The sequence below is a fragment of the Vibrio sp. QJM3NY_26 genome (assembly GCF_057786005.1).
Map to the genome: position 1 here is coordinate 3,066,799 of NZ_CM173515.1, position 23,020 is coordinate 3,089,818.

Below are 23,020 nucleotides of genomic sequence, written 5' to 3' on the forward strand. Positions count from 1 at the left end.
CAAACTAGAACAACATCCATTAAAAAAGGGCTTCCGCTAGGAAGCCCTTTTTCATTGGAAATCTATTTTACGCAATGCAAAGCTATAACCGTCAGTTACACCGGCAGCGCAGCAATGGTGCCGTTAACTTCTTTAAAAATAGTGAGCTTTTGTTTGTCTGAAACTTCAGGAAGAAGCACTTTGCCTTGGTCGAAGCGAAACTCTCCAATACCCTCAATAGCAAACTGGCCTTTGAATAGGACTTTAACGAAACGTGCCACTTGATGTGGACGATAAGTAGAAAATTTTCTTAACATAATACAACCTCAATTCCATTTGAGTACTACAGTCACGTACCTGAACACCAACGTATTCAAAGCACATTCAATCGCTAATTCCTTTAGCAAACAGCAAGATAATCTATTGTTCATCTCGATATTGATGCATTATACCTTTTGGTAACAACCCTGCAACTTATTTCTACGTCGTACGATAAAAAAGTTAAAGAGGCATTTTTCAAATTTCATATTATACTTCCAGAGCAAACCAATAAGCGGAACAAAAATATAATGAAAAACAAAACTCTACTGGCTTTTTTAGCCGCAGCCTCTCCACTCTTCGCCAATGCTCACAACCTATCTGTAGGTACAACTCTACCTGCTGTCGATGTTAGCAACTATGGTGAAATCGTACTAAACGACGGAAATACCGGATATCAAGCTTGGGCAACCAATGATCTTCTAGGTAAAGTTCGCGTCGTTCAAGCTATTGCAGGCCGTAGCAGCTCGAAAGAGCTCAACGCACCACTGATGGCAGCAATTACAGCATCGAAATTCTCAGAAGACAGCTACCAAACCACGACCATCATCAACCAAGATGATGCGATTTGGGGTACTGGGTCTTTTGTTAAATCGTCAGCAGAAAGTAGCAAAGAAGAATTTCCATGGTCTTCTATGGTGCTAGATGAAGACGGCACGGTAGCGTCATCATGGGCTTTAAAAGAAGAAAGCTCTGCGATTATCGTTCAAGACAAGCAAGGTAAAATCTTGTTTGTTAAAGAAGGGGCATTAAACGAATCAGAAGTCACTCAAGTCATTGAGTTGATTAAAGCGAGCCTTTAATAAGATATTCGCGTCTTTTTCGAGACCTGACCAAAGGATATTGTTATATTATAACAGTATCCTTTTTTAATTCTGTGGTTAATCATACTCATGTGGCAAAACACACCTAACAATGTGAAACGCAAAACAGGCTTCTTGCTTGGGCTGATGCTCATGTTAAGCGTGTTAGCCGCGACACACATCGTAGATATCTCACCAGAACACCACACTTCACACCATTGTGAGCTATTTTCGATAAATCAGTTCATTACAGGGCACTCACTTCCACAGATCCCAGAGTTCCATTCGGAATTTACTGTCGCTATCACAGAGTCAGTCATTTCGTTACAGCGCCTGTATTTTGCCTATTTAGCACGTTCACCTCCTGTAAAGATTGCTTAATTACCACTACTTTTTAATTAACCTTTATTCAGGAAAAAAACATGAAACCTACTATTTTAGCCGTTGTTATCGGCATGACTGTCTCTACTAATGTTCTAGCTAACGAAGAATTCCGCTCTCACGAAGCACACGTGCACGGTAAAGTTGAAGTGAACATCGCTCAAGATGGACAAGAGCTACTTGTTGAAGTGACAGCTCCCGGCGCTGATGTGGTTGGCTTTGAACATGCTCCAGAAACTGCCGAGCAAAAGAAAGTGTTTGAACAAGCGATTGCGCAACTGAACAAGCCAGAAGATCTATTTGGTTTCAACAATGCAAGCTGTATTTTGAAGTTCAAGTCAGTGACGAACACCCTAGAAGACGATCATGATGACCATGAAGGCCATGAAGGCCATGACCACGCGGAAGGCGAACATGGCGACCACGAAGGTCATGACCACGCTGAGCACGATCATGACGACCACAAAGACCATGACCACGCGGAACACGATCATGACGACCACGAAGGCCACGAAGGCCATGACCATTCAGAAGGTGGCCACGGTGAATTCACGGTTGAGTATCACTACCAATGTTCAGACATTGCGAAGCTAGATACGGTGAGCACTCAATGGTTCTCTAAGTTCAGCAACACAAAATCAATGACGGTAAACCTGCTAACTGACAGCGCTCAAATTCAAGAAGTGCTTAACGCAGATCGTATTAGTTTTCGATTCTAATCAGTATTAGATTGAATTAAACGTAGATAAGCAGCCAAGTAAGTATTCACTTACTTGGCTGTACAAATCGGTGTGCTCTGGGAATTTATTATTCGAATAACTGTCCAGTAGATACACCGCTTTAATTATTGGAGCTAATATGTCTTCTGACAGTTCATCACTTGTCGTCAAACTCGAAAATATCAGCTTTCGTTGGAAGCCTGAATTGCCCCCAACGCTAGAGATCCCCTCACTGCATATCCAAGCCCAAGAGCACCTTTTCATCAAAGGGCCTAGTGGTTGCGGGAAATCAACATTGTTAGGGTTACTGACCGGAATCAACCAAGCTGAACAAGGCGAAGTATCTATCCTTGGCCAAGATCTCACACAGCTAACACCTCGCCAGAGAGACAAATTCAGAGCCGATCATATTGGTTATATATTCCAACAATTTAACCTGCTTCCTTACTTGTCAGTCATCGACAACGTGACGCTTCCTTGTCAGTTTTCTAAGATTCGTAAGCAGCAAGTCACTGAAAGTCAGAACAGCCTGCAAGCAACCGCTCAAGAGTTGTTGCTCAGATTAAAGCTACCTCAAGCTCTAATGGACAAGCCCGTTACCGAGTTGAGTATTGGTCAACAACAACGTGTTGCTGCCGCTCGTGCTTTGATCGGCCAACCCAAAATCATTATTGCCGACGAACCGACATCGGCTCTGGATCATGACAACCGAGAAGCCTTTATCGAACTGTTGCTAGAACAAGCGAATCAGGCGGGTTCTACCCTGATCTTTGTTAGTCACGATCCAACATTAGAAAAACTGTTCACTCGAACCATAGATTTAAAAACCGTTAACCAAGCTAAGGTTGTCGTATGAAAGTAATTACTCACTTAGCCTTAAAAAGCGTACTCAACCGTAAAGCCACAGCCATTCTAACTATTCTCACTGTGGCGGTGTCAGTCATTCTATTACTCGGTGTGGAACGTGTAAGAACCGAAGCTAAGAGCAGCTTTGCGAATACGATTTCAGGTACTGACCTTATCGTCGGGGGCCGCTCTGGTCAGGTAAACCTGCTGCTTTATTCCGTATTTAGAATCGGTAATGCGACCAACAACATCGACTGGAAAAGCTATGAAGAATTTAGCCAGCACAACGCTGTAAAGTGGGCGATCCCAATCTCATTGGGTGACTCACATAAAGGCTTCCGCGTAATGGGCACGAACCATAGCTACTTCGAGAATTATCGCTATGGAAGTAAGCAACCACTTACTTTTCAGCAAGGCAAAGAGTTCAATCAGCTATTTGATGTCGTGATTGGTGCCGATGTCGCGAAGAAGTTAGATTACAAGATTGGTGATCACATCATTCTGGCGCACGGTATCAGTGATGTCGCCTTCAGTCGCCACGACAACCTGCCCTTCACCATTGTCGGAATACTCGCGCCAACCGGCACACCAGTAGATAAAACGGTGCATGTTTCGTTAGAGGCCATTGAAGCGATTCACGTTGGTTGGGAATCGGGGGCTAACCTCGGGCACACACCGAATGCTGAAGCGCTAAAGCAACGTGACTTCCAACCGAAGCAGATTACCGCGATGATGGTTGGCCTTAAGTCGAAGATCCAAACCTTTGCACTGCAACGAGAGATCAATAACTACCGCCAAGAACCTTTGAGCGCCATTATGCCAGGCATTGCGCTTCACGAATTATGGGGAATGATGGCAGTAGCAGAACAAGCACTACTGATTGTTTCAGGGTTTGTTGTAATCGCGGGACTGTTAGGAATGCTGAGTAGTCTACTCACTAGCTTGCAAGAAAGACGTCGAGAGATGGCTATTCTGCGCGCGATGGGAGCAAGGCCTCGTCATGTGTTTGGTTTACTGATCAGTGAAGCAAGTGCCCTAACCTTCCTCGGTATCACATTGGGTGTTGCCGTGTTGTTTGCCCTGATCGCAGTAGTTGCTCCTATTGTGCAACAAAGTTATGGTATCAACATATCGATATCCGCAATCACACCTCATGAGTGGAAACTGCTTATTTTGGTGCAAGTTGCCGGAATCATTATCGGCTTTATCCCCGCTTTCAGGGCTTACCGTCAGTCATTGTCTGATGGCATGACTATTCGAATCTAAAATAGGAACCTACGATGCAACGCAAATTCCTACTGATACTTGGGTTACTTATGTTCCCATTTATCAGCACAGCTCACGCTGAAACCACTCAGACTGACGAATCGGTATTAACACTCGATTGGATTGACTTGATTCCAGAATCAGAGCGAGCACAACTCGACTCATTTGGCATGCCGATGGTTAACCACGACAGTATGGACAAACCTCAACAATCGACACTTGGCGCTGTTCGCCCAGAGCTGAATGGCAGCACAGTCAAGATTCCTGGCTTTGTGATTCCATTGGAAGGCGATGAGAACATGATCACTGAGTTTCTGCTGGTACCGTACTTTGGCGCATGTATTCACGTGCCACCGCCACCACCAAACCAAATCATCTACGTGAAGTTCCCTAAAGGTGCACCAATCCAGCAGTTATGGGATGTGATCTATTTAGTGGGTACGCTGAAAACTGAGTCAATAAGCCATGACTTGGCGCAAACCGGTTATCTTATTGAAGGTACTGCGATTGAAGAATATGACGACATGTAGTCATTAGAAGGGTGGCTCAAGGATGAGCTGCCGTCACTGAACGAGTGAGATCATTCAATAACAGTTTAATAACGATTATTTTATTCTAAATTATGCGATGTAATTAGATAAGTACGCTAGAACAGCGACATAAGTAGCGAGTAATAACCCTATACTAAGCTGTTTCTTCAGCTTGTTATCATTGACTTGATTCATAACTCCTCCTTGAGAATTACAACAAATTTAACATTTTATTATCATTAGCAAAAGTAAAATTTTGTTGAAACCTTCAACTCTGCACGCAAAATCTAGCCACCAATAAGATAAAGAGTTACATTTTAGACAGTTAAGTCGTCTCCTAACGGTACTCTTATGTCAGAAACTAAACAGCCAGTGATCATTGAGCATGCTAGCGATACACAGCAAAAGCATGAGAAAAAGCCTCATATTGCCGACAGTGCAAGCAGAGTGCTGCACATCGCACAAAGCTTCGGCCTCGATTCCTTAATTAGTCATAGTACAACGCCAAACGATAAAGCTGAGAGTACGCTTATCGAACGGGCACTATTACGAGAGAAAAAACGTAGAGAGCTTCGCCAAAAGAACCTAGAACAAATTCTAAAGTTGGCACACTCTTCATGTAAGGATGAAGCGGCTGGAGACCCTGATCAGGACTGGCTATACCGCTTCTTCGATATGGCACAAGAGATCCACAATACATCGATGCAGAGGCTATGGGCTCAAGTACTGAAACGAGAAGTCACCAACCCAGGCTCGACGTCAATGAAGGCGCTTCAGATCTTAAAAGACATGACACCAAAAGAAGCGCTCACCCTGCAAAGAGCCGCGTCACTGGGTTGTAGCTTTGGTAGTGATAACAGCAGGAAACTATTACTCGGCTTTAAATCCCATGCTGGAATCTTCAGCTTTGGCAAAAGGGACACCACCAACACCATCAACCTTGGTGGACACAACCTGCCCTACTCTAGTTTGCTCCACTTGATTGAACTCGGGATTATTCTAGGAACAGAATTAGAATCTGGAGAGATTGATTTCGACCCAGCTCTACACCTAACTTATCAAGGTAAGGGCATGTCACTGGCACCGTTATCAAAAGGCGTGAAGCTGGTTTACTATCGATTCAGCCCAACAGGCAATGAGCTTTGTACCTTGCTTGGCAACAAGCCAAACACGCAATATTACAACCAACTGATTGCGCTATTGAGCCAGAAATTCACTGTTCAGACAGAAGTTAAAAGCAGCGTAAATTACACCGTCTAGACACTCGACGGTGCAAAAAATAGACGGTGTAAAAGTGGAGTGTATTGAGAGGAATAAAGAGAATCTAGAGGATAGGTTTCTTGTCTCGGTAAACCAAGGCTGCACGACTTATCAGTCATAAATCAATAGATAAGTAAGTGCTCAGCCTTAATCATACCAACGATCTCAATTGGCTAAAATATTACGCTTCTCTAACGCATCAATACACAGCTCGACCAATTCATCGAGTGTCTTCTCACCTGCGGGTAAATTAATCTCAGGGTTCTGAGGCGCTTCGTAAGCTGAACTAATACCAGTGAAGTTCGGGATCTCTCCAGCACGTGCTTTCTTATACAGGCCTTTAGGATCACGCTGCTCACAAACCTCAAGTGGCGTGTTCACAAACACCTCTAAAAACTCGCCTTCAGGTAGCAAGTCTCGCACTAACTGTCTTTCAGCTTGATGTGGGGAAATAAAAGCAGACAACACAATTAAGCCCGCATCTGCCATCAGCTTAGCGAGTTCACCAATACGACGGATATTCTCTCGGCGATCCTGCTCAGAGAAGCCAAGGTCGCTACATAACCCATGACGCACATTATCGCCATCCAATAGGTAAGTATGGTAACCAAGCTGTGCCAAGCGATTTTCTAATGCTCCAGCGACTGTCGACTTCCCAGAACCAGATAATCCCGTGAACCAGAGCACGGCTGGCTTTTGTGATTTCAGATCAGAGCGGAATGTTTTATCAATCGAGTGTTGATGCCACACAACATTCTCATCTTTTGGTTTGAGTACTGCGGTCATAATTAGTCCTTTAAATAAACAGCATTAAAATGGGAAAAAATAAGGAATTAGGGTCAGCACCAAACCCGAATAAACAATCGAGATTGGGATGCCGATGCGCAGATAATCCGTAAGGTGGTAATTACCTACGCTATAAACAAGTAAGTTGGTTTGGTAGCCGTATGGCGAAATAAAACTGGCACTGGCACCAAACAGAACCGCCATAATAAACGGCATTGGATCGACGCCATAGCCCACGGCCATACTGTAGCCAATGGGGAATGAGAGTGCCGCTGCCGCATTGTTGGTCACCAACTCAGTCAGGACCAGCGTCATGAAATAGGTCGCGACTAGCGCTCCAAATACGCCCCAGCCATTAAAGGCCTCCATAAACATCAGCCCCATTCGCTCAGACAACCCAGATGAAATCATCAGTTGAGCAATAGAGAGTGCCGAACCAACGATCACGACAATATCGACGGGGAAGCGGCGGCGAAGCTCACCAAGTTGTACTACACCAAATGCCAACAGCAATAATAAAAATCCCGCTAGCCCTTTAATAATAGGGACTACATCAGCGAGCGATAACCCAATCACACTAGCAAATCCGAGCAAAACAAACGTCGATTTATCGGCATCAAGCTTGGCGCTTGAGTCTAGGTCGTTCATCAACACAAACTCTTTATTGTGTTGTTGACGCTGTTCTTCAAAACGTTTTCCTGGAACCAAAATCAAGGTATCACCAGCGGTCAATGTGATATTCCCTAACCCACCTTCAAGGCGCTCATGACCACGGCGAATAGCGACCACAACCGCATCAAAACGATCTCTGAACTGGCTGGTTTTTAACGTTTTATTACAGAAGCTTGCCGATGAACTGACTACGACCTCAACAAAGCTCTGACCGTTCAGGTGATGCTGACCAAACAGGGTTAATCCTTGGATTTCTTGCAATGTTGCAACACTCTCGACATCACCACAAAACAGCAGTCGGTCACGAGCTTGCAGTATGAAGTCTGGGTCAATAGACGCGGTTGTTTTACCGTCTCGAATTACTTCTGCTAAGAACAGTTTTCTCAATGCTCTGAGGTTATTCTCGCTGACGCTGCGACCAACTAAAGGAGAACCCGGCTCAACTCGCGCCTCGAGAAAGTAAGGTAGATCGTCTTGAGAACCATCATCGTAGCTGGGTAAGAAGTAGCTCAGAGGAATGAGGATCAACACACCACCGACCAACACCGCTAAACCGATCAAGGTCGGTGTGAAAAAATTTAAACTTGGCAGTCCAGCATCTTCAACAAAGCTATTGATGATCAAGTTGGTAGAGGTGCCGATCAATGTCAGGGTTCCACCTAAGATGGCAGCGTATGACAAAGGGATTAGCAGTTTAGATGGCGCATGCTGTTGATTACGTTTGATCGCCCCGATCAAAGAAACAACCACTGCGGTATTATTAGTAAAAGATGAAAGTAACGCTGTGGAAATACCCAACTTCGCAACCACGGTACCTAGCCTACCTTCAGAGATATTACGGCTAACCCAACTGATTAAGCGAGTTTTCTCCAACGCACTTGATGCGAGGATAAGAAGAATTAAAGTCAGTAACGAGGAGTTAGTGAAGTTATTGGCTAAGCTCGATAAATCGATCATGCCAGCCATAAAAGCAATAAACGCCGCGCCAGCAAAGATAAAGCTTGGCTTAATACGGGTAACGAGCAGGCAAGTAATGATGCCGAGCAAAATCGCTAATACAAATCCTTGTTGCCACATATACCCGTCCTTTATGGCGGAAACGATGAGTTTCCGCCTGATTCAATAAGCTGTTACTTAGTCGTTTATGACTTCAGTAATTGGCTTAGATCTTTGGCATCCCAATGTGGGAAGTGCTTGCGTACCAATGCGTTGAACTCAAGTTCAAATGCAGAGAAGTTACCGACTTGCTGTTCAACAGAGTCCAAACGGTCTCGAATCAAGCCAGCGCCAACCGTTACATTGGTAAGACGATCAATGACGATAAAGCCACCGGTATCGGCACTTTCACGGTATTTATCCAGCGCCACAGTCTCGTTCAATGACCATTCACACAAACCAATACCATTCAGTGGCAACTCATCAACAGCGTGAGTCGACAAGTTGTTGATGTCATATTGGTGACGAACCGTTTCAACCTGACCGACGGTTTTCTTGCCTGCGATTTTGATGTCGTAAGCTTTGCCCGGTTGCAGTGGTTGCTCTGTCATCCATACGATGTCAGCCAATACATGGTTAGTTGATTCAATTTGCGCGTTTTCCAGCACAATCAAATCACCACGGCTGATATCGATTTCATCTTCAAGAGTCAGTGTTACTGCCAAGCCCGCTTGTGCTGATTCAAGTTCGCCATCAAAGGTCACAATGCTTGTCACCTTAGACGTTTTACCTGATGGCAGCGCCTTGATTTCATCACCCACGCTGACACGGCCAGAGGCAACGGTGCCAGCAAAACCACGGAAGTCTAAGTTAGGACGATTGACGTACTGAACAGGGAATCGGAATTCACCCGCAGAGCGTTTTTGGTCAATGTCTACGTTCTCTAGTACTTCTAATAGAGATGGGCCTTCGAACCATGCAAGCTCTTTACTTGGCGCTGCAACGTTAATGCCTTCAAGCGCGGAAACAGGCAGAATTTGAATATTAGTTTCGCCTTCTAGGTTTTCAGCAAACTCTAGATACTGATCGCGAATCTCCTCAAAACGATCTTGCGAGTACTCGACGAGATCCATTTTGTTGACTGCGACGATGAAATGCTTCAAACCAAGCAGGTTAGAAATAAACGAGTGACGACGTGTTTGATCCAGAACGCCCTTACGAGCATCAATCAAGATCACAGCCAGATCACACGTTGAAGCGCCTGTTGCCATGTTGCGCGTGTACTGCTCATGCCCTGGGGTATCAGCAATAATGAACTTACGTTTTTGCGTCGAGAAGTAGCGATAAGCCACATCGATCGTAATCCCTTGCTCACGCTCAGCCTGCAAGCCATCAACAAGCAGTGCTAAATCAGGCTTCTCACCCGTAGTACCTACTCGCTGACTATCAGAGTGAACGGCTGCTAGCTGATCTTCATAAATCTGTTTTGTATCATGGAGCAAGCGACCGATTAACGTACTTTTACCGTCATCTACCGAGCCACAAGTTAAAAATCTAAGCATAGATTTATGCTGATGCTGACTTAGATAACCTTCAATCCCTAGTTCAGCCAATTCGGCTTCTACTGCACTATTCATTTTTCTTTCCTTAGATTCTTAGAAATAACCTTGGCGCTTTTTCAGCTCCATAGAGCCCGACTGATCATGGTCAATCGCTCGACCTTGACGCTCACTAGACGTCGCCACCAGCATTTCTTCAATAATGCCTGTTAGCGTATTCGCCTCAGATTCAACCGCTCCGGTTAATGGGTAACAGCCTAAAGTACGAAAACGAACGCTTTTCTCTTCAATCACTTCACCTTCTTGCAGCTCCATACGGTCATCATCAACCATGATCAGCATGCCATCACGCTCAACTACAGGGCGTTTGTCTGAAAGGTAAAGTGGAACAATATCGATGCTCTCTAGGTAGATGTATTGCCAGATATCGAGCTCAGTCCAATTAGATAGCGGGAATACACGAATGCTTTCGCCCTTATTAACCTGACCGTTGTAGGTGTGCCAAAGCTCTGGACGCTGGTTTTTTGGATCCCACGTATGGTTCTTATCACGGAAAGAATAAACACGTTCTTTCGCACGAGACTTTTCTTCATCACGACGCGCACCACCAAAAGCCGCATCGAACCCATACTTGTTTAACGCCTGCTTAAGGCCCTGTGTTTTCATGATGTCAGTGTGCTTCGAAGAACCATGTACAAATGGGCTACAACCCATCTCAATACCTTCTGGGTTCTTATGTACTAAAAGGTCGAAGCCGTACTTTTTAGCCGTACGATCACGAAACTCAATCATCTCGCGGAATTTCCAGTCCGTATCTACATGCAATAGTGGGAATGGAATCTTGCCTGGATAAAACGCTTTGCGAGCTAAATGAAGCATCACAGAAGAATCTTTTCCGATGGAGTACATCATCACTGGGTTATCAAACTCAGCCGCTACTTCACGGATAATATGAATACTTTCCGCTTCGAGCTGTTTTAAGTGGGTTAAACGTTCTTGGTCCATTTCAGTGCTTCCTTTAAGGCTCGCGTTACGAGCAATTCATTACTTGGTCTTGCCAAGCAAGGGATTTAACTCATCCACTTGAGTGAATGGGAGTATTGGCACTAGAAGAAAACAGAAGCTTCGTTTTGAGCTATCCTTGCTATTCATCTGCCTGATACGTCCTTGATATAGGCATTATGACGAGCCTCTCATATTACTGGAAATTCTAAAATTTCATTTTTTATTCGAAAAGCTGATAAGGGATTGAATTTACCGATAAGCAGGTGAAATGAATGGACTAATATTATCGATATCAGTTGCGCATCGATTGAGCAGCTTTGGGAGGCGTCTTGCAGAACACCATAAAGTAATCGATCTAAGTCACGAATTAACATTCGTTGTAATCATTGTTTCATTCGGTTTTGTTACATTACGCAACGAATTTTCTACTATCCACTTTGGAGCTACAAAATGAAAGTTGCAATGAAACCTTTGTCATTAGCTGTACTTGCGGGTCTTGGTTTGACTTTAGCAGGCTGCACAACAACACCAGATACCGATGAAGTGATTAAATTACGTGTCGTAGAAACGACGGATATCCATACCAACCTAATGGATTACGACTACTACAAAGACAAGCCATCGAAAAAAATTGGCTTAGCACGTACTGCAACTCTAGTAAAAGAAGCTCAAAGCGAAGTAACCAACAGCGTATTAGTTGATAACGGTGACTTGCTGCAAGGTAGCCCAATGGGTGACTACATGGCAGACAAAGGCATCGAAGTAGGCGAAGTTCACCCTGCATACAAAGCTATGAACCAACTAAGCTACGACGCTGCAAACCTAGGTAACCACGAATTCAACTACGGTCTTGAGTTCCTAGAAGAATCGATCAACGACGCTGATTTCCCGTACATCAGTGCTAACGTTTACGACGCAGAAACCAAAGAACACTACTTCACGCCTTATATCATCAAGACGCACACGTTCGAAGATACTGCTGGCGTAGAGCACGAAGTAAAAGTGGGTTACATCGGTTTCGTTCCACCGCAAATCATGACGTGGGATAAGAAGAACCTTGAAGGTAAAGTGATCGCTCGCGATATCATTGAGACGGCTAACGAGTTAGTGCCTCAAATGAAAGCGGAAGGCGCTGAAGTTATCGTTGCTATCCCTCACTCAGGCGTATCAACTGACCCATACAAAAATGGCGAAGAGAACTCGACGTTCTACCTATCTGAAGTAGACGGCATCGATGCGATCGCATTCGGCCACTCTCACGCAGTGTTCCCAGGTAAAGGTTTTGATGACATTCAAGGCATCGACAACGAAACGGGCACAATGAACGGCGTTGCGGCAGTAATGCCAGGTCGTTGGGGTAGCCACGTTGGTGTTATGGATCTAACACTTGCACAAAAAGACGGTAAGTGGGAAGTAGTAAAAGGCCAATCAGAAGCGCGCCCTATCTACGACAAAATCGAGAAGAAATCGCTTGCTGAAGCTGATGAAGGCATCGTAACAGCACTAGAAAAAGACCACGCTGGTACTCGTGAGTTTGTTAACCAACCGATTGGTAAAGCAGACGATGTGATGTACAGCTTCTTGTCTCTAGTACAAGACGATCCAACAGTTCAAATCGTTAACCTTGCACAGAAAGATTACGTTGAACAGTTCATCCAAGGTGACCCTGACCTAGATGGTACTCCAGTGCTTTCAGCAGCTGCACCATTCAAAGCCGGTGGCCGTAAGAATGATCCAGCGAACTTCACTGAAGTTGAATCTGGTCAACTGACATTCCGTAACGCAGCTGACTTATACCTTTACCCGAACACACTAGTTGCGATGAAGGTAACAGGTCACGAAGTAAAAGAGTGGCTTGAGTGTTCTGCTGGTCAATTCAACCAAGTTGATGTTAACTCAACAGCACCACAACAGTTGATCGAGTGGGATAACTTCCGCACTTACAACTTCGATGTTATCGACGGTGTTGATTACCAAATCGACGTAACTCAACCTGCGAAATACGATGCAAACTGTAAAGTCGTTAACCCTGACTCACAGCGTATTGTTGGCCTAACTTACCAAGGTAAGCCAATCGACATGAAGCAAGACTTCCTGATCGCAACCAACAACTACCGTGCATACAGCGCTAAGTTCCCAGGCACAGGTGAAGACTTCATCGCATTTGATGCACCAGATGAGAACCGTACTGTTCTTGCAAACTACATCTCTCGCGTAAGCAAAGAGCAAGGTCAAGTGAGCCCAAGCGCAGATAACAATTGGTCATTTGCACCAATCAAAACGGATAACAAGCTAGATATCCGCTTTGAAACATCTCCAAGCGACAAAGCAGCAGAGTTCATTAAAGAGAAGGGTCAATACCCGATGAAACGTGTTGCGACTGACGATGTTGGTTTCGCTGTTTACCAGATTGACCTAACTAAATAGATTGCTTAAGTAATCCATAGTTAACGTTCTGAAAGGCTGAGTTTAACGACTCAGCCTTTTTTTTTTCTTCTAAATGTTCAGTCCAAAGCCTTAGGTTTCTAACCCTTTAACACCCTCTAGTTCTGCACCGAAACCACATACCTCAAACCACTCATTTCATTCAATCAACACAAAAAAGCGGTAATTGTCTGTAAGTTTTTCTCTGCTCCTCCTGTCTATTTAATTTACTACACTCAATGAATGGTCATTAAGCCATTCATCTATAGGATAGATAAGGACATTTGATGAGCACCGTCGAGAGCATTCAAGCATGGTTACATTCAGGGGAGGAGTCGTTGCTATGGTTGATGCTTGGCATCATCGCGCTTTCTTACCTGCTTGAAGATCTGGCGATTGTTACGGCAGCTGGTTTAGCAACTCAAGGGCTCATTCTTCCTCAATATGCGTTGCTTGCCATTTTCATCGGTATTGCCACAGGTGATCTCGGCCTCTATTACCTAGGTAAATCAGGACGTTATTTCCGAGGTGTTCGATATAAAGCCCTCACGAATAAATACTTTCGTTCGCTTCGTACCAAATTACGTCAGAACGCATTCAGCAGCCTTTTTGTTATCCGCTTTATTCCAGGGCTTCGCACCGTCGGGTTTACCTTAAGTGGCTTTTTCGCCATCCCACTGTCTACTTTCTTGCTTGCTGTCATCAGCGCCACCGCGATCTGGACTGGCATTGTCTTCTCTGCCATCTACTATTTAGGGACATCAGCGTGGCTGCAAGCCTCTGAATATCAATGGATCGTTATCCCGTGTGCCATCGCTTTACTATTTATCGGTAATCGATTAATGAATAAAACCTACTCTAGAGGATTATCATGAGTTCACCGCAAGATATTCGCATCATTCCCGCACATCAAATCAATGCAGGCATGCCCTTGCTTGAAAAAGATACCGTGCGCAGTGTCTCTCCTTATGAGTTTCTTCCGACTTGGTTCTTCTACACGCCAGTGGTGATTCAAAGCCTGATGCAAGGGTTACGGCACTTTGACTGGGCACTGCCGCTCATTGCCAACCCAAGCATCAAGTTAAGCGGAATGGTAGGCGAATCAAAACACGAGATATTAAGCCTTGCCGGATCTTCAAGTCAGCGTTGGATCTCTCCGTTTATCACCCTCACCAAAACGGATCTTAATAGTAAAAAACAAACCGAAGATGCACTCAGTGCGCTAACACAATCGGATCTTGACTTCCCCATAGTGGCGAAACCAGATCTTGGCTGTCGAGGCGTTGGCGTCAAGCTGATCAACACACAAGATCAACTTGAGCAATATGTTGAATCTTTCCCAAATAATGCTCGCTTTCTACTGCAAGAAAAGGCGCCTTATCAGGCAGAAGCTGGCGTTTTCTATGTTCGTTACCCAAACAAAAAGCAAGGTGAGATCATCTCGATCACACTCAAATATGCGCCAATGGTGATGGGTGATGGCAAGTCGACACTCAAGCAGTTAATTGAAAATAGCCCGCGTGCTGGGCAGCTCAGTCACCTGTATCTACCAAGGCATGAAGATAAATTGGATCACGTGCTCGCAGAGGGCGAAGAGTTCCAACTCGCGTTCGCAGGTAGCCATAGCCGTGGCTGCATCTTCCGCGATGGCAATCAATACATCACTCGGGCTTTAACTGAACGTTTAGACGAGATATTCGATGACTTCGATGGTTTTCATTTTGGCCGACTCGACGTCAAGTTTAAGGACATGCACAGCCTAATGAACGGCGAGGATTTCACGATCCTTGAGGTCAATGGCGCAAGCAGTGAGGCTGGGCATATCTGGGATCGCAACACACCGCTGCGAGAGATATTTTCTACGCTACTTCTGCAATACCGCATTCTTTTTGATATTGGCGCTCAGCAAAAACAACGAGGCCATAAGACTCCTTCTTTCAAGAGCTTATTCGCTGCGTGGCAAGAAGAGCGACGTCTTGTTCAACAATATCCGACCACTGACTAACTTTGTACGAGGACCATGAATGAACCCCATAGCCCAACCGAGCGCCCTCACTTCTTTCTCTCCTAGTATCAAAGGAGCGGTAGAGATATTGAATCAGGGTCTAGAGTTTTTGTTAGCGATATCTGACAGCGACTATCTGACACGAGCAAAGCCGCACGTCACAAGCTCTATTGGTGAGCATACTCGTCACACGCTCGATCTTTTTCACGCTTTAATTTTAAAAGAGAATGCGACCGTTGATTACAACACTCGCCGTCGTGGTCATCCCGTCGAATACGACCGCTCAATTGCAGTAAAAGAGATCCATTATGTGATCAACTGGCTTGAACGACTAGACCGCAGAGATCTCGAAGCGCCTATCATGATCCAAACCGAAGTTTCAATGGATACACAAGTATTCGCCAGCCTGCCTTCTACGTTAGAAAGAGAGGTCACCTTTGCTGCTCTGCATGCCAATCATCACTATGCGATGATCAAGGTGATCACGACCTTTCTTGATGTCGAAACATGCAATACCTTTGGTTATGCCCCAACCACCAGCAGTTATCTGAGGGAGCAATAATCATGTGTTCAGTATCTTGGCTGCTTGAAGAAAATGGTTATCAGGTCTTTTTTAACCGTGACGAACAAAAGACGCGAGCACTAGCAATGCCACCTAAACAGTATCGAGTCAGCGGTGTCGATATCATCATGCCACTCGACCCAACTGGCGGTGGTAGCTGGATCAGTATCAATGAGTTCGGGCTTTCGTTATGCCTACTCAATAACTATCAAGGCATAGTACCTGTTGGACCTTTAGTCAGCCGTGGTTTGTTACTCAAGAATCTGTCATCGAGTCGTAACATCAGTCAGCTCTCTGAAGCATTTCATCAGCTCGACCTGCACACTTTTGCTCCATTTACCTTGTTGGCTTTCGCGCCGAATTTAACTCAGAACAATGGTTTGGTTATCGCCTACATGTGGGATGGTATTCAACAGCACATCGTCGACACCGATTCTCCGCTGTTTTCATCCGGTGTTGATTTAGAGCGAGTGCAAGCCTATCGAAAAGCAAAATACGATCAGCTTATGACAACAGGTAAGAATCAACAGAACTTACTTCAGTTTCACTCTCACCATCATAGCGAACAACCTCATTTAGCGACCTGTATGCATCGTGAAGATGCACATACGGTGAGCTTTACACACTTACGCAATCTACATGGCCAAGCCTCGATGTTTTATGCACCCGGCTCGCCTTGTGAACCCATTAAGCCATGTCAGATAAATCAACAGCGCTTTACCTTCGATCTATCACCCGTAATCAATCTATAGGAGTCCATCATGAGAAAACTATTAACCATGGTCATGCTACTTGTTAGCCCATACGTATTTGCCGCCGATGAAATCTACACAGGATTCTTTAGCAGCAAGGCGCTCGATGGCTACGATACCGTCGCTTATTTCACTTCAGGTAAGCCTATTGAAGGCAGTAAAAAATTCAGCACAGAGTACAAAGGTGCGGACTGGTATTTCTCTTCTGAAAAGAATTTGACTTTATTTGTTAATAATCCTGAAAAATATGCCCCTCAATATGGGGGTTATTGCGCTTGGGCTGTTTCAGCAAAAAGTGACTTTGCACCCGGTGACCCGAACCAATGGACGATTGTTGATAACAAGCTTTACCTCAACTATGACCAAGAGATTAAGCAACGTTGGGAACAAGATCGAGCACAGCATATTCAAAAAGCCGACACCGTTTGGCCGCAACTGATCAAATAAGGGAATAACCATGACATGCACTCCAGCTAAACATATTCCTGCGGCATTTATCGCTTTCGTATTTGTTCAGTCGCTGTTTTTTAAGTTCACAGGCTCATACGAGACTGAGCATATCTTTGGCACCTTGGCGACATGGTCTGGCCTAAGTTGGTTCGGTTCATTTGGCGGCTACTTGATAGGGTTCGCTGAATTGATTGCGGCCATTTTGCTGTTTACTCGTTGGCATGGCCTGGGTGCCATTATGAGTGTGGGGATTATGAGTGGCGCGATATTTTTCCATCTGTTTACGCCGCTCGGTATTCAAATGCCTGAGTTTAACGCAGCGGGTGAAATTGTCGGTTATGACGGCGGATTACTGTTTGGCATGGCATGCCTAGTATGGCTTTGCGGTGCATTTTTAAGTGTAAAAGATTTCAAGAATCAAGACGGTTTCCTAAACAACTTTAGTCAATAAGGTAGCTTCATTATGATTGATAGTCCTTTTCGTTTACCACGTTACACGCCTTTTGGTTTAGGTGAGTCTGTTGTCGAGTGGGCAACTGGGCTATCTAAGCTAGATAAGCTCTATCAAGATAGACCTGATGAGTTATCTAGCTTTGAATTCATGCATCACACCTTGTCAGCATTGAATATCGACTATTCCGTTTCAGCAGGCGCCACTGATAATATTCCCGAACAAGGGCCCGTAGTCATTGTGGCTAACCACCCGCTTGGTGCGATTGAAGGCGTGATCCTTGCTGATCTCGTAGGATCGGTAAGGAAGGATGTGAAAGTGTTGGCCAATGAGTTGCTCAAGCGACTGCCTGAACTGGATGATCTTTTCATTGGGGTCGATGTCTTTAACAGTAAAGAATCGAAACGCACCAATGCTAAAGCTATTCGAGATGCCAATCGTCATTTAGCAGACGGTGGACTCTTGATTGTGTTCCCTGCTGGCGAAGTATCGAGTTACCGCAAAGGGGCAAAAACACTGACAGACATCGAGTGGAGCAAGTCGGTCGCGAAATTCGTCAAACGCCACCAAGCCACCACGGTGCCTATCTTTATCAATGGTAAAAACAGCGAGCTTTTCTATCAAGCTGGCCGTGTCCATCCGCTATTAAGAACGGCTCTACTCGGGCGCGAACTTCTTAATAAGCAAGCGACGACTATCTCTATCTCTATTGGCTCATCGATTCCGTATTCAGAGATAAAATCGTTTGAACAAGAGATGGATATCGTCAACTACCTGCGACTCAATACTTACCTAATGAGTCAACAAGATAGTCCGAATACGCCAATTCACGCCCCCTCTTTTGACACTCAGGTTATTGCGCCTATTCCACCTGAAGTGTTGGCAATAGAGGTCGATTCTCTTCCTGAAGAGATGAAGTTACTTGAGCAAGGGGACTTCGAGGTCTACTGTACGCCAAGCCAATCTATTCCTAACTTAATGCGCGAAATTGGTCGAGTTAGAGAAGAGAGTTTCCGTGAAGTCGGAGAAGGCAGCGGGCTTGCCTGTGATTTAGATGAGTATGACCTTTACTACCACCAACTGTTTGTTTGGAATAAAACCAAGGCTGAATTAGTGGGTGCATACCGACTTGGTATGGTCGACAAGCTCATCGCTGAGCACGGGCTTGATAAGCTCTACTCTCGTAGCCTGTTTAACTACAATCAAGAATTCATCGATACCCTAGATAACAGTATCGAACTTGGGCGCTCCGTAGTAAGCAAACCTTATCAAAAGAGCCTTAACTCACTGTTACTATTATGGAAAGGTATCGCAGCCTTCGTGTATCGTCACCCTCAATATACCCATCTATTCGGCCCAGTCAGTATCAGTAATGATTACAGCCACAATGCGCGTCTGTTGATTGCGACTACCCTATCCATACACCATTACGATGAACAAAAGGCGAACCTGGTTTCTCCTTCGTCACCACTCAATACCAGTAATAATGTGTTCTGGCAGAATCACCTGCTATCGTCATTGGCGAGTGTCCCTCTGCTTTCTAAAGTGTTGGCTCGTATGGAGCAAGGGAAAGGCCTACCGGTACTGCTACGCCAATACTTAGGGATGAACGGTAAACTTGTGTGCTTTAACGTCGACCCATCTTTTAATGATGCCTTGGATGGCTTGATTGTGGTTAATCTTAAGAAAGTACCGTTGAAAACCCTAGGAAAATACATGGGAAGAGACCTCGCTCAAGATTATCTAGAACAACACAGTCGACGCTGATTTAGCCTGCTCTGTACCTCTCTCCAAATAAGTGCGATGATTTCGACACTTATTTGGGTTAGGTTATTTTCATGCACACCTCTTTTATCAAACAACTACAAAGCTTTGACTTCTCTGAGAGTCAGGTTGAATCTCTATTAGCTGTCGCGAAGCCGCTTGAGCTGCCAACCCGACACATCCTGATCAATCAAGGTGAGATGGCGAGTTCAATCTACTTTGTACTTGAAGGCTTATGCCACGCTTGTTATCTCACTAATGACGGTAAGCAATACAGCAAAGAATTCTACTGGGAACAAGACTGGATCATCGGCTTTGAGAGTTTGATAAAGAACCAAGCGTCCCCTTACCTACTAGAAACACTCACACCAATTACTATGTTAGAACTGCCAATGAATGCGGTTATTGAGTGGCGTGCAGCAAATAACCCTTTGTATTTAAAGCTGTTAGAAACTCAGCTCATGCATAAGGAAAACAAAGAACGCTTTATGCTGCTCTATACTCCAGAGCAACGCTATCAGCTTTTCTGCGAACATTACCCCGACCTTGAGCAGCGCTTGAACGACAATCAAATTGCGGCCTATCTAGGAATAACCGCCATCAGCCTGAGCAGAATTAAAGGTCGAATTAACAATAGTTAATGCCAACAATCATCGCACATAGTACATTCAGAGCATCGATAACCTCTGGATGTAAACATGATCACTTGGCACTCAATTCCCTTCTCTGAACTTTCAACACAACAACTTTATCAACTACTTAAATTACGAGTAGATGTGTTCGTCGTTGAGCAAAATTGCCCTTATCCAGAGCTCGATGGTAAAGATACACTCGCAGGTGTTGAACACTTGCTTGGCTATGCTGATGCAGAGCTAGTGGCGTGTGCACGTTTGTTACCACCCGGCACCTCTTACGACAACACGAGCATCGGCCGAGTGGCGACCAAGCAATCGGCAAGAGGTGATGGCTTGGGTCATCAATTGATCAAAGAAGCGTTAACACGCTGTGAGTCTCTTTGGCCGAACAAGACCATCGATATTGGCGCGCAACAACACCTAGAAAACTTCTATGCGAGCCACGGGTTCGAAACTATCTCTGAGATGTATCTGGAAGACGATATTCCGCATGTAGACATGAGATTAGAAAAGTAATGACGAATATCACTGTCGGTATTCTATTGTTGGTTGCAGGTAACTTGTTTGCCTCGCTTTCCGACGTAGCGGTAAAACTATTGAATGGCGAAGTACCGCCCTTACAGTATATTTTTTTCCGACAGTTAATATCTCTGCTCATCATCACCCCTTTGTGGCTACAGCAGAAAAAAGAACAACGACGCTTACAACAAGCTAAAGTGACCTTTATTCGAGGACAACTGATCCTAATCGGCAGCGGATGTATGGTCGTCGCGATCACCCACCTTTCTTTAGCTACCGCCAACGCAGTATTTTACGTCGCGCCCCTGTTGATGTTACCTCTCTCTATGTTTCTCCTCAAAGAGCAACCGGCACTTGGCAAGGTCATCGCCACCACTATCGGTTTTATTGGTGCATTGATTGTCTTGAGGCCATCACAATTTCATTGGGCAGCACTGTTTGCTTTGGGTACAGCACTCACCCTCGCACTATTCAATGTATTGGTAAGAAAGCTTCCTAGTGAGCAAACGGTGGTTACTACGCTGTGGTGGACAACGTTATGCTCTATTCCAGCCTCATTAGTACTGTGCTTCTTATACTGGCAGCCGGTGTCTGTGGAACATTTGGGATACATAGCATTAAGTGCGACGCTAATTTTAAGCTACAACGGACTTGCGGTCGCTGCCTACCAAAAAGCACACTCTAGTCAAATTGCCTTGGCTGAATACTCAGGCTTAGTGTTTGTCGCAATAATAGGCGCGATATGGTTTGATGAGATTCCAGATACGTTAACCTTTATCGGAATTATGCTCATCATCTTACCGCTTGCACCTTTCAAGCGACCAAAAAAAAGAGCTAATCATTAGCTCTTTTCTATCGACTGTATGTATCTGACGAAGCGCTTTAACGCAGGCTCAGTATTGAGCTATTTACTACGGCCAAAGCCACCGTCAGATAAACGGAAAAACATCACCGAAGTGTTGCCTTTTTCTAGCTGAAGAATGTCTAGTTTCCCGGTCTCGGCGAGTTTGAATCGAACTAGCTGGCCTTTACGAATCTGACTAAGTGGTTTGTCTGCCCCTTCAATACGAACTAGCGCGTTCAAGTCAGACAACGGTAAGTCGTTATTTCGAAAAACCTGCGCTAACGTATCCCCTTGCTTCACAAGATACTCTTGCCAATTGTTGTTACTCGGTTCTGATGAACTGCTCTTGGCATTTTGCTGTTCGCTTAAGCCAACCGTGTTTATCTCAAGCTCGACGCGCGATGTTGCTGGGGCTGCGTCTACTTTAGGTTCTGGTAGCGGCACAAAAAGTAAGATCAATACGATCGGCGAAATCACCATCAATAGTCTCTGGTGTAATTTCGGCAATGATCCCCAGGCCTGCACGGTTGAGGTTTTCATTTTCTTGATATCGATCGAACTTAATTTATCTTTGACCTGATTCAGTCGATCCTTGAACTCTGCTAAGTGGTCTACTTTCTGTTTTTTCTTTTGACGACGATTCATGCCACTGCGTCCTATACGTTGAATAACTACAGTATAAAAACCAAAGTACCAACAGTATAGATCTTTCCGCTACAACAGAGACCAAAGCAAGAAAATTGACATAGCTGTGATTTGGACACGGTAAAGCGTAAGTGATCAGGGGCTAGCCGTTTATTCAGGCTGCTAATACTGGTATTCTTACCCTTTTCGTACTGACAAAAAGAGTGACTTTTCATGTCTGAAGTAAAATTTGAAACTGTAGAGCAAAAAGCTAGCTACGGTATCGGTCTACAAATGGGCCAACAACTTGCTGGTTCTGGTCTTGAAGGCCTAAACGTAGACGCAATCGCTGCTGGTATCGCAACAGCTCTAGTTGGTGACATGCCAGCTATCGAAGTTGACGAAATCAACAACGCACTACAAGAGCTACACACTCGTGGTGAAGCTGCACGTCAAGAACTAGCTAAAGCAGCTGCTGCTGACGGCGAAGCTTTCCTAACTGACAACGCTCTTCGTTCAGAAGTAACAGTTCTTGAGTCTGGTCTTCAGTACGAAGTACTAACTGAAGGTACTGGCGAAATCCCTACTGCAGACAAGCAAGTACGTGTTCACTACCACGGTGAACTAACTGACGGTACTGTTTTCGACAGCTCTGTATCTCGCGGTCAACCTGCTGAATTCCCAGTAACTGGCGTAATTCAAGGTTGGGTACAAGCTCTACAAATGATGCCTGTTGGCTCTAAGTGGAAACTATACATCCCTCAAGATCTAGCATACGGTGAGCGCGGCGCAGGTGCTGCAATTCCACCATTTGCAGCTCTAGTATTTGAAGTAGAACTTCTAGCTATCCTTTAATTTTTATAAAAACCTTTAGTAAAACAAAATACTATAGGCAAATAAAATTAAAATAATCCAACGGCGATGTGACTA

The 23,020-nt window shown here is 44.8% G+C and carries 25 protein-coding genes; 19 read left to right on the forward strand and 6 right to left on the reverse strand.

Annotated features, from left to right (window positions below; all coding sequences use genetic code 11):
* Positions 1-95 precede the first annotated feature (95 nt).
* Positions 96-296 carry a DUF1107 family protein gene (locus AC3CH4_RS13610; protein WP_004735283.1) on the reverse strand — a complete coding sequence of 67 codons (201 nt, stop codon included), beginning with the start codon at positions 294-296 and terminating at the stop codon, positions 96-98.
* A 252-nt stretch (positions 297-548) separates the two neighbouring features.
* Here AC3CH4_RS13610 and AC3CH4_RS13615 point away from each other — a divergent pair, with 252 nt between their 5' ends.
* The 7 genes from AC3CH4_RS13615 to AC3CH4_RS13645 all read left to right on the forward strand — a co-directional run bounded on the left by AC3CH4_RS13615 (position 549) and on the right by AC3CH4_RS13645 (position 6,102).
* Complete coding sequence (locus AC3CH4_RS13615) at positions 549-1,100, forward strand: YtfJ family protein (protein WP_017078800.1); 552 nt, start codon at positions 549-551, stop codon at positions 1,098-1,100.
* 90 nt (positions 1,101-1,190) lie between these two features.
* Positions 1,191-1,481 (forward strand): DUF2607 family protein, encoded by a 291-nt coding sequence (locus AC3CH4_RS13620; RefSeq protein ID WP_108209466.1) that lies wholly within the window; start codon positions 1,191-1,193, stop codon positions 1,479-1,481.
* A gap of 41 nt (positions 1,482-1,522) precedes the next feature.
* Positions 1,523-2,200, forward strand: coding sequence for a zinc uptake protein ZrgA (gene zrgA / locus AC3CH4_RS13625; RefSeq protein ID WP_488543055.1), 678 nt, complete (start codon positions 1,523-1,525; stop codon positions 2,198-2,200).
* 139 nt (positions 2,201-2,339) lie between these two features.
* Positions 2,340-3,056, forward strand: a complete 717-nt coding sequence (locus tag AC3CH4_RS13630) for an ABC transporter ATP-binding protein (protein ID WP_019824198.1) — start codon at positions 2,340-2,342, stop codon at positions 3,054-3,056.
* Complete coding sequence (locus tag AC3CH4_RS13635; protein WP_054548270.1) at positions 3,053-4,312, forward strand: ABC transporter permease; 1,260 nt, start codon at positions 3,053-3,055, stop codon at positions 4,310-4,312. Before AC3CH4_RS13630 ends, AC3CH4_RS13635 begins: the two co-directional genes overlap by 4 nt.
* 14 nt (positions 4,313-4,326) lie before the next feature.
* Positions 4,327-4,842, forward strand: a complete 516-nt coding sequence (locus AC3CH4_RS13640) for a DUF3299 domain-containing protein (RefSeq protein ID WP_004735277.1) — start codon at positions 4,327-4,329, stop codon at positions 4,840-4,842.
* Positions 4,843-5,193: 351 nt separating this feature from the next.
* Complete coding sequence (locus AC3CH4_RS13645) at positions 5,194-6,102, forward strand: TIGR03899 family protein (RefSeq protein ID WP_473576311.1); 909 nt, start codon at positions 5,194-5,196, stop codon at positions 6,100-6,102.
* 165 nt (positions 6,103-6,267) lie between these two features.
* Here AC3CH4_RS13645 and cysC read toward each other — a convergent pair whose 3' ends face one another.
* The 4 genes from cysC to cysD all read right to left on the reverse strand — a co-directional run bounded on the left by cysC (position 6,268) and on the right by cysD (position 11,060).
* Entirely contained in the window at positions 6,268-6,888 is a 621-nt protein-coding gene (gene cysC / locus AC3CH4_RS13650; RefSeq protein ID WP_019825496.1) for an adenylyl-sulfate kinase, read from the reverse strand.
* A gap of 24 nt (positions 6,889-6,912) precedes the next feature.
* Positions 6,913-8,637, reverse strand: coding sequence for an SLC13 family permease (locus tag AC3CH4_RS13655; protein ID WP_065207468.1), 1,725 nt, complete (start codon positions 8,635-8,637; stop codon positions 6,913-6,915).
* Positions 8,638-8,702: 65 nt separating this feature from the next.
* On the reverse strand, positions 8,703-10,133 hold the full coding sequence (cysN, locus tag AC3CH4_RS13660) for a sulfate adenylyltransferase subunit CysN (RefSeq protein ID WP_488543056.1): 1,431 nt from the start codon (positions 10,131-10,133) through the stop codon (positions 8,703-8,705).
* A gap of 18 nt (positions 10,134-10,151) precedes the next feature.
* Entirely contained in the window at positions 10,152-11,060 is a 909-nt protein-coding gene (cysD, locus tag AC3CH4_RS13665) for a sulfate adenylyltransferase subunit CysD (protein ID WP_004735271.1), read from the reverse strand.
* A gap of 450 nt (positions 11,061-11,510) precedes the next feature.
* Between cysD and AC3CH4_RS13670 the strand changes: the two genes are divergently transcribed.
* The 11 genes from AC3CH4_RS13670 to AC3CH4_RS13720 all read left to right on the forward strand — a co-directional run bounded on the left by AC3CH4_RS13670 (position 11,511) and on the right by AC3CH4_RS13720 (position 21,467).
* On the forward strand, positions 11,511-13,487 hold the full coding sequence (locus AC3CH4_RS13670) for a bifunctional 2',3'-cyclic-nucleotide 2'-phosphodiesterase/3'-nucleotidase (protein WP_171330747.1): 1,977 nt from the start codon (positions 11,511-11,513) through the stop codon (positions 13,485-13,487).
* Positions 13,488-13,771: 284 nt separating this feature from the next.
* Positions 13,772-14,359: a DedA family protein gene (locus AC3CH4_RS13675; protein ID WP_488543057.1), complete on the forward strand. Its 588-nt coding sequence runs from the start codon at positions 13,772-13,774 to the stop codon at positions 14,357-14,359.
* Positions 14,356-15,489, forward strand: a complete 1,134-nt coding sequence (locus AC3CH4_RS13680) for a D-alanine--D-alanine ligase (protein WP_488543058.1) — start codon at positions 14,356-14,358, stop codon at positions 15,487-15,489. Before AC3CH4_RS13675 ends, AC3CH4_RS13680 begins: the two co-directional genes overlap by 4 nt.
* 19 nt (positions 15,490-15,508) lie before the next feature.
* On the forward strand, positions 15,509-16,051 hold the full coding sequence (locus AC3CH4_RS13685) for a DinB family protein (protein ID WP_017083769.1): 543 nt from the start codon (positions 15,509-15,511) through the stop codon (positions 16,049-16,051).
* Positions 16,052-16,053: 2 nt separating this feature from the next.
* Positions 16,054-16,803, forward strand: coding sequence for an NRDE family protein (locus tag AC3CH4_RS13690; protein ID WP_488543059.1), 750 nt, complete (start codon positions 16,054-16,056; stop codon positions 16,801-16,803).
* Positions 16,804-16,812: 9 nt separating this feature from the next.
* Positions 16,813-17,250: a YHS domain-containing (seleno)protein gene (locus tag AC3CH4_RS13695; RefSeq protein WP_004735265.1), complete on the forward strand. Its 438-nt coding sequence runs from the start codon at positions 16,813-16,815 to the stop codon at positions 17,248-17,250.
* Positions 17,251-17,260: 10 nt separating this feature from the next.
* The gene (locus AC3CH4_RS13700; protein ID WP_054548263.1) at positions 17,261-17,704 is read left to right on the forward strand and encodes a hypothetical protein; all 444 of its coding nucleotides are present in this window, start codon (positions 17,261-17,263) and stop codon (positions 17,702-17,704) included.
* Positions 17,705-17,716: 12 nt separating this feature from the next.
* Positions 17,717-19,471 (forward strand): bifunctional lysophospholipid acyltransferase family protein/GNAT family N-acetyltransferase, encoded by a 1,755-nt coding sequence (locus tag AC3CH4_RS13705; RefSeq protein WP_488543060.1) that lies wholly within the window; start codon positions 17,717-17,719, stop codon positions 19,469-19,471.
* A 71-nt stretch (positions 19,472-19,542) separates the two neighbouring features.
* Complete coding sequence (locus AC3CH4_RS13710; RefSeq protein ID WP_114634052.1) at positions 19,543-20,109, forward strand: Crp/Fnr family transcriptional regulator; 567 nt, start codon at positions 19,543-19,545, stop codon at positions 20,107-20,109.
* A 57-nt stretch (positions 20,110-20,166) separates the two neighbouring features.
* A complete protein-coding gene (locus AC3CH4_RS13715; protein ID WP_114634053.1) occupies positions 20,167-20,619 on the forward strand; it encodes a GNAT family N-acetyltransferase in 453 nt (150 codons plus the stop codon).
* The gene (locus AC3CH4_RS13720; RefSeq protein ID WP_017096572.1) at positions 20,619-21,467 is read left to right on the forward strand and encodes a DMT family transporter; all 849 of its coding nucleotides are present in this window, start codon (positions 20,619-20,621) and stop codon (positions 21,465-21,467) included. Before AC3CH4_RS13715 ends, AC3CH4_RS13720 begins: the two co-directional genes overlap by 1 nt.
* Before the next feature lie 59 nt (positions 21,468-21,526).
* Here AC3CH4_RS13720 and AC3CH4_RS13725 read toward each other — a convergent pair whose 3' ends face one another.
* Positions 21,527-22,111: a LysM-like peptidoglycan-binding domain-containing protein gene (locus AC3CH4_RS13725; RefSeq protein ID WP_065207478.1), complete on the reverse strand. Its 585-nt coding sequence runs from the start codon at positions 22,109-22,111 to the stop codon at positions 21,527-21,529.
* Positions 22,112-22,324: 213 nt separating this feature from the next.
* Between AC3CH4_RS13725 and bamJ the strand changes: the two genes are divergently transcribed.
* On the forward strand, positions 22,325-22,945 hold the full coding sequence (gene bamJ / locus AC3CH4_RS13730; protein ID WP_017078817.1) for a BamJ family beta-barrel-assembly machinery protein: 621 nt from the start codon (positions 22,325-22,327) through the stop codon (positions 22,943-22,945).
* Positions 22,946-23,020: the final 75 nt, after the last annotated feature.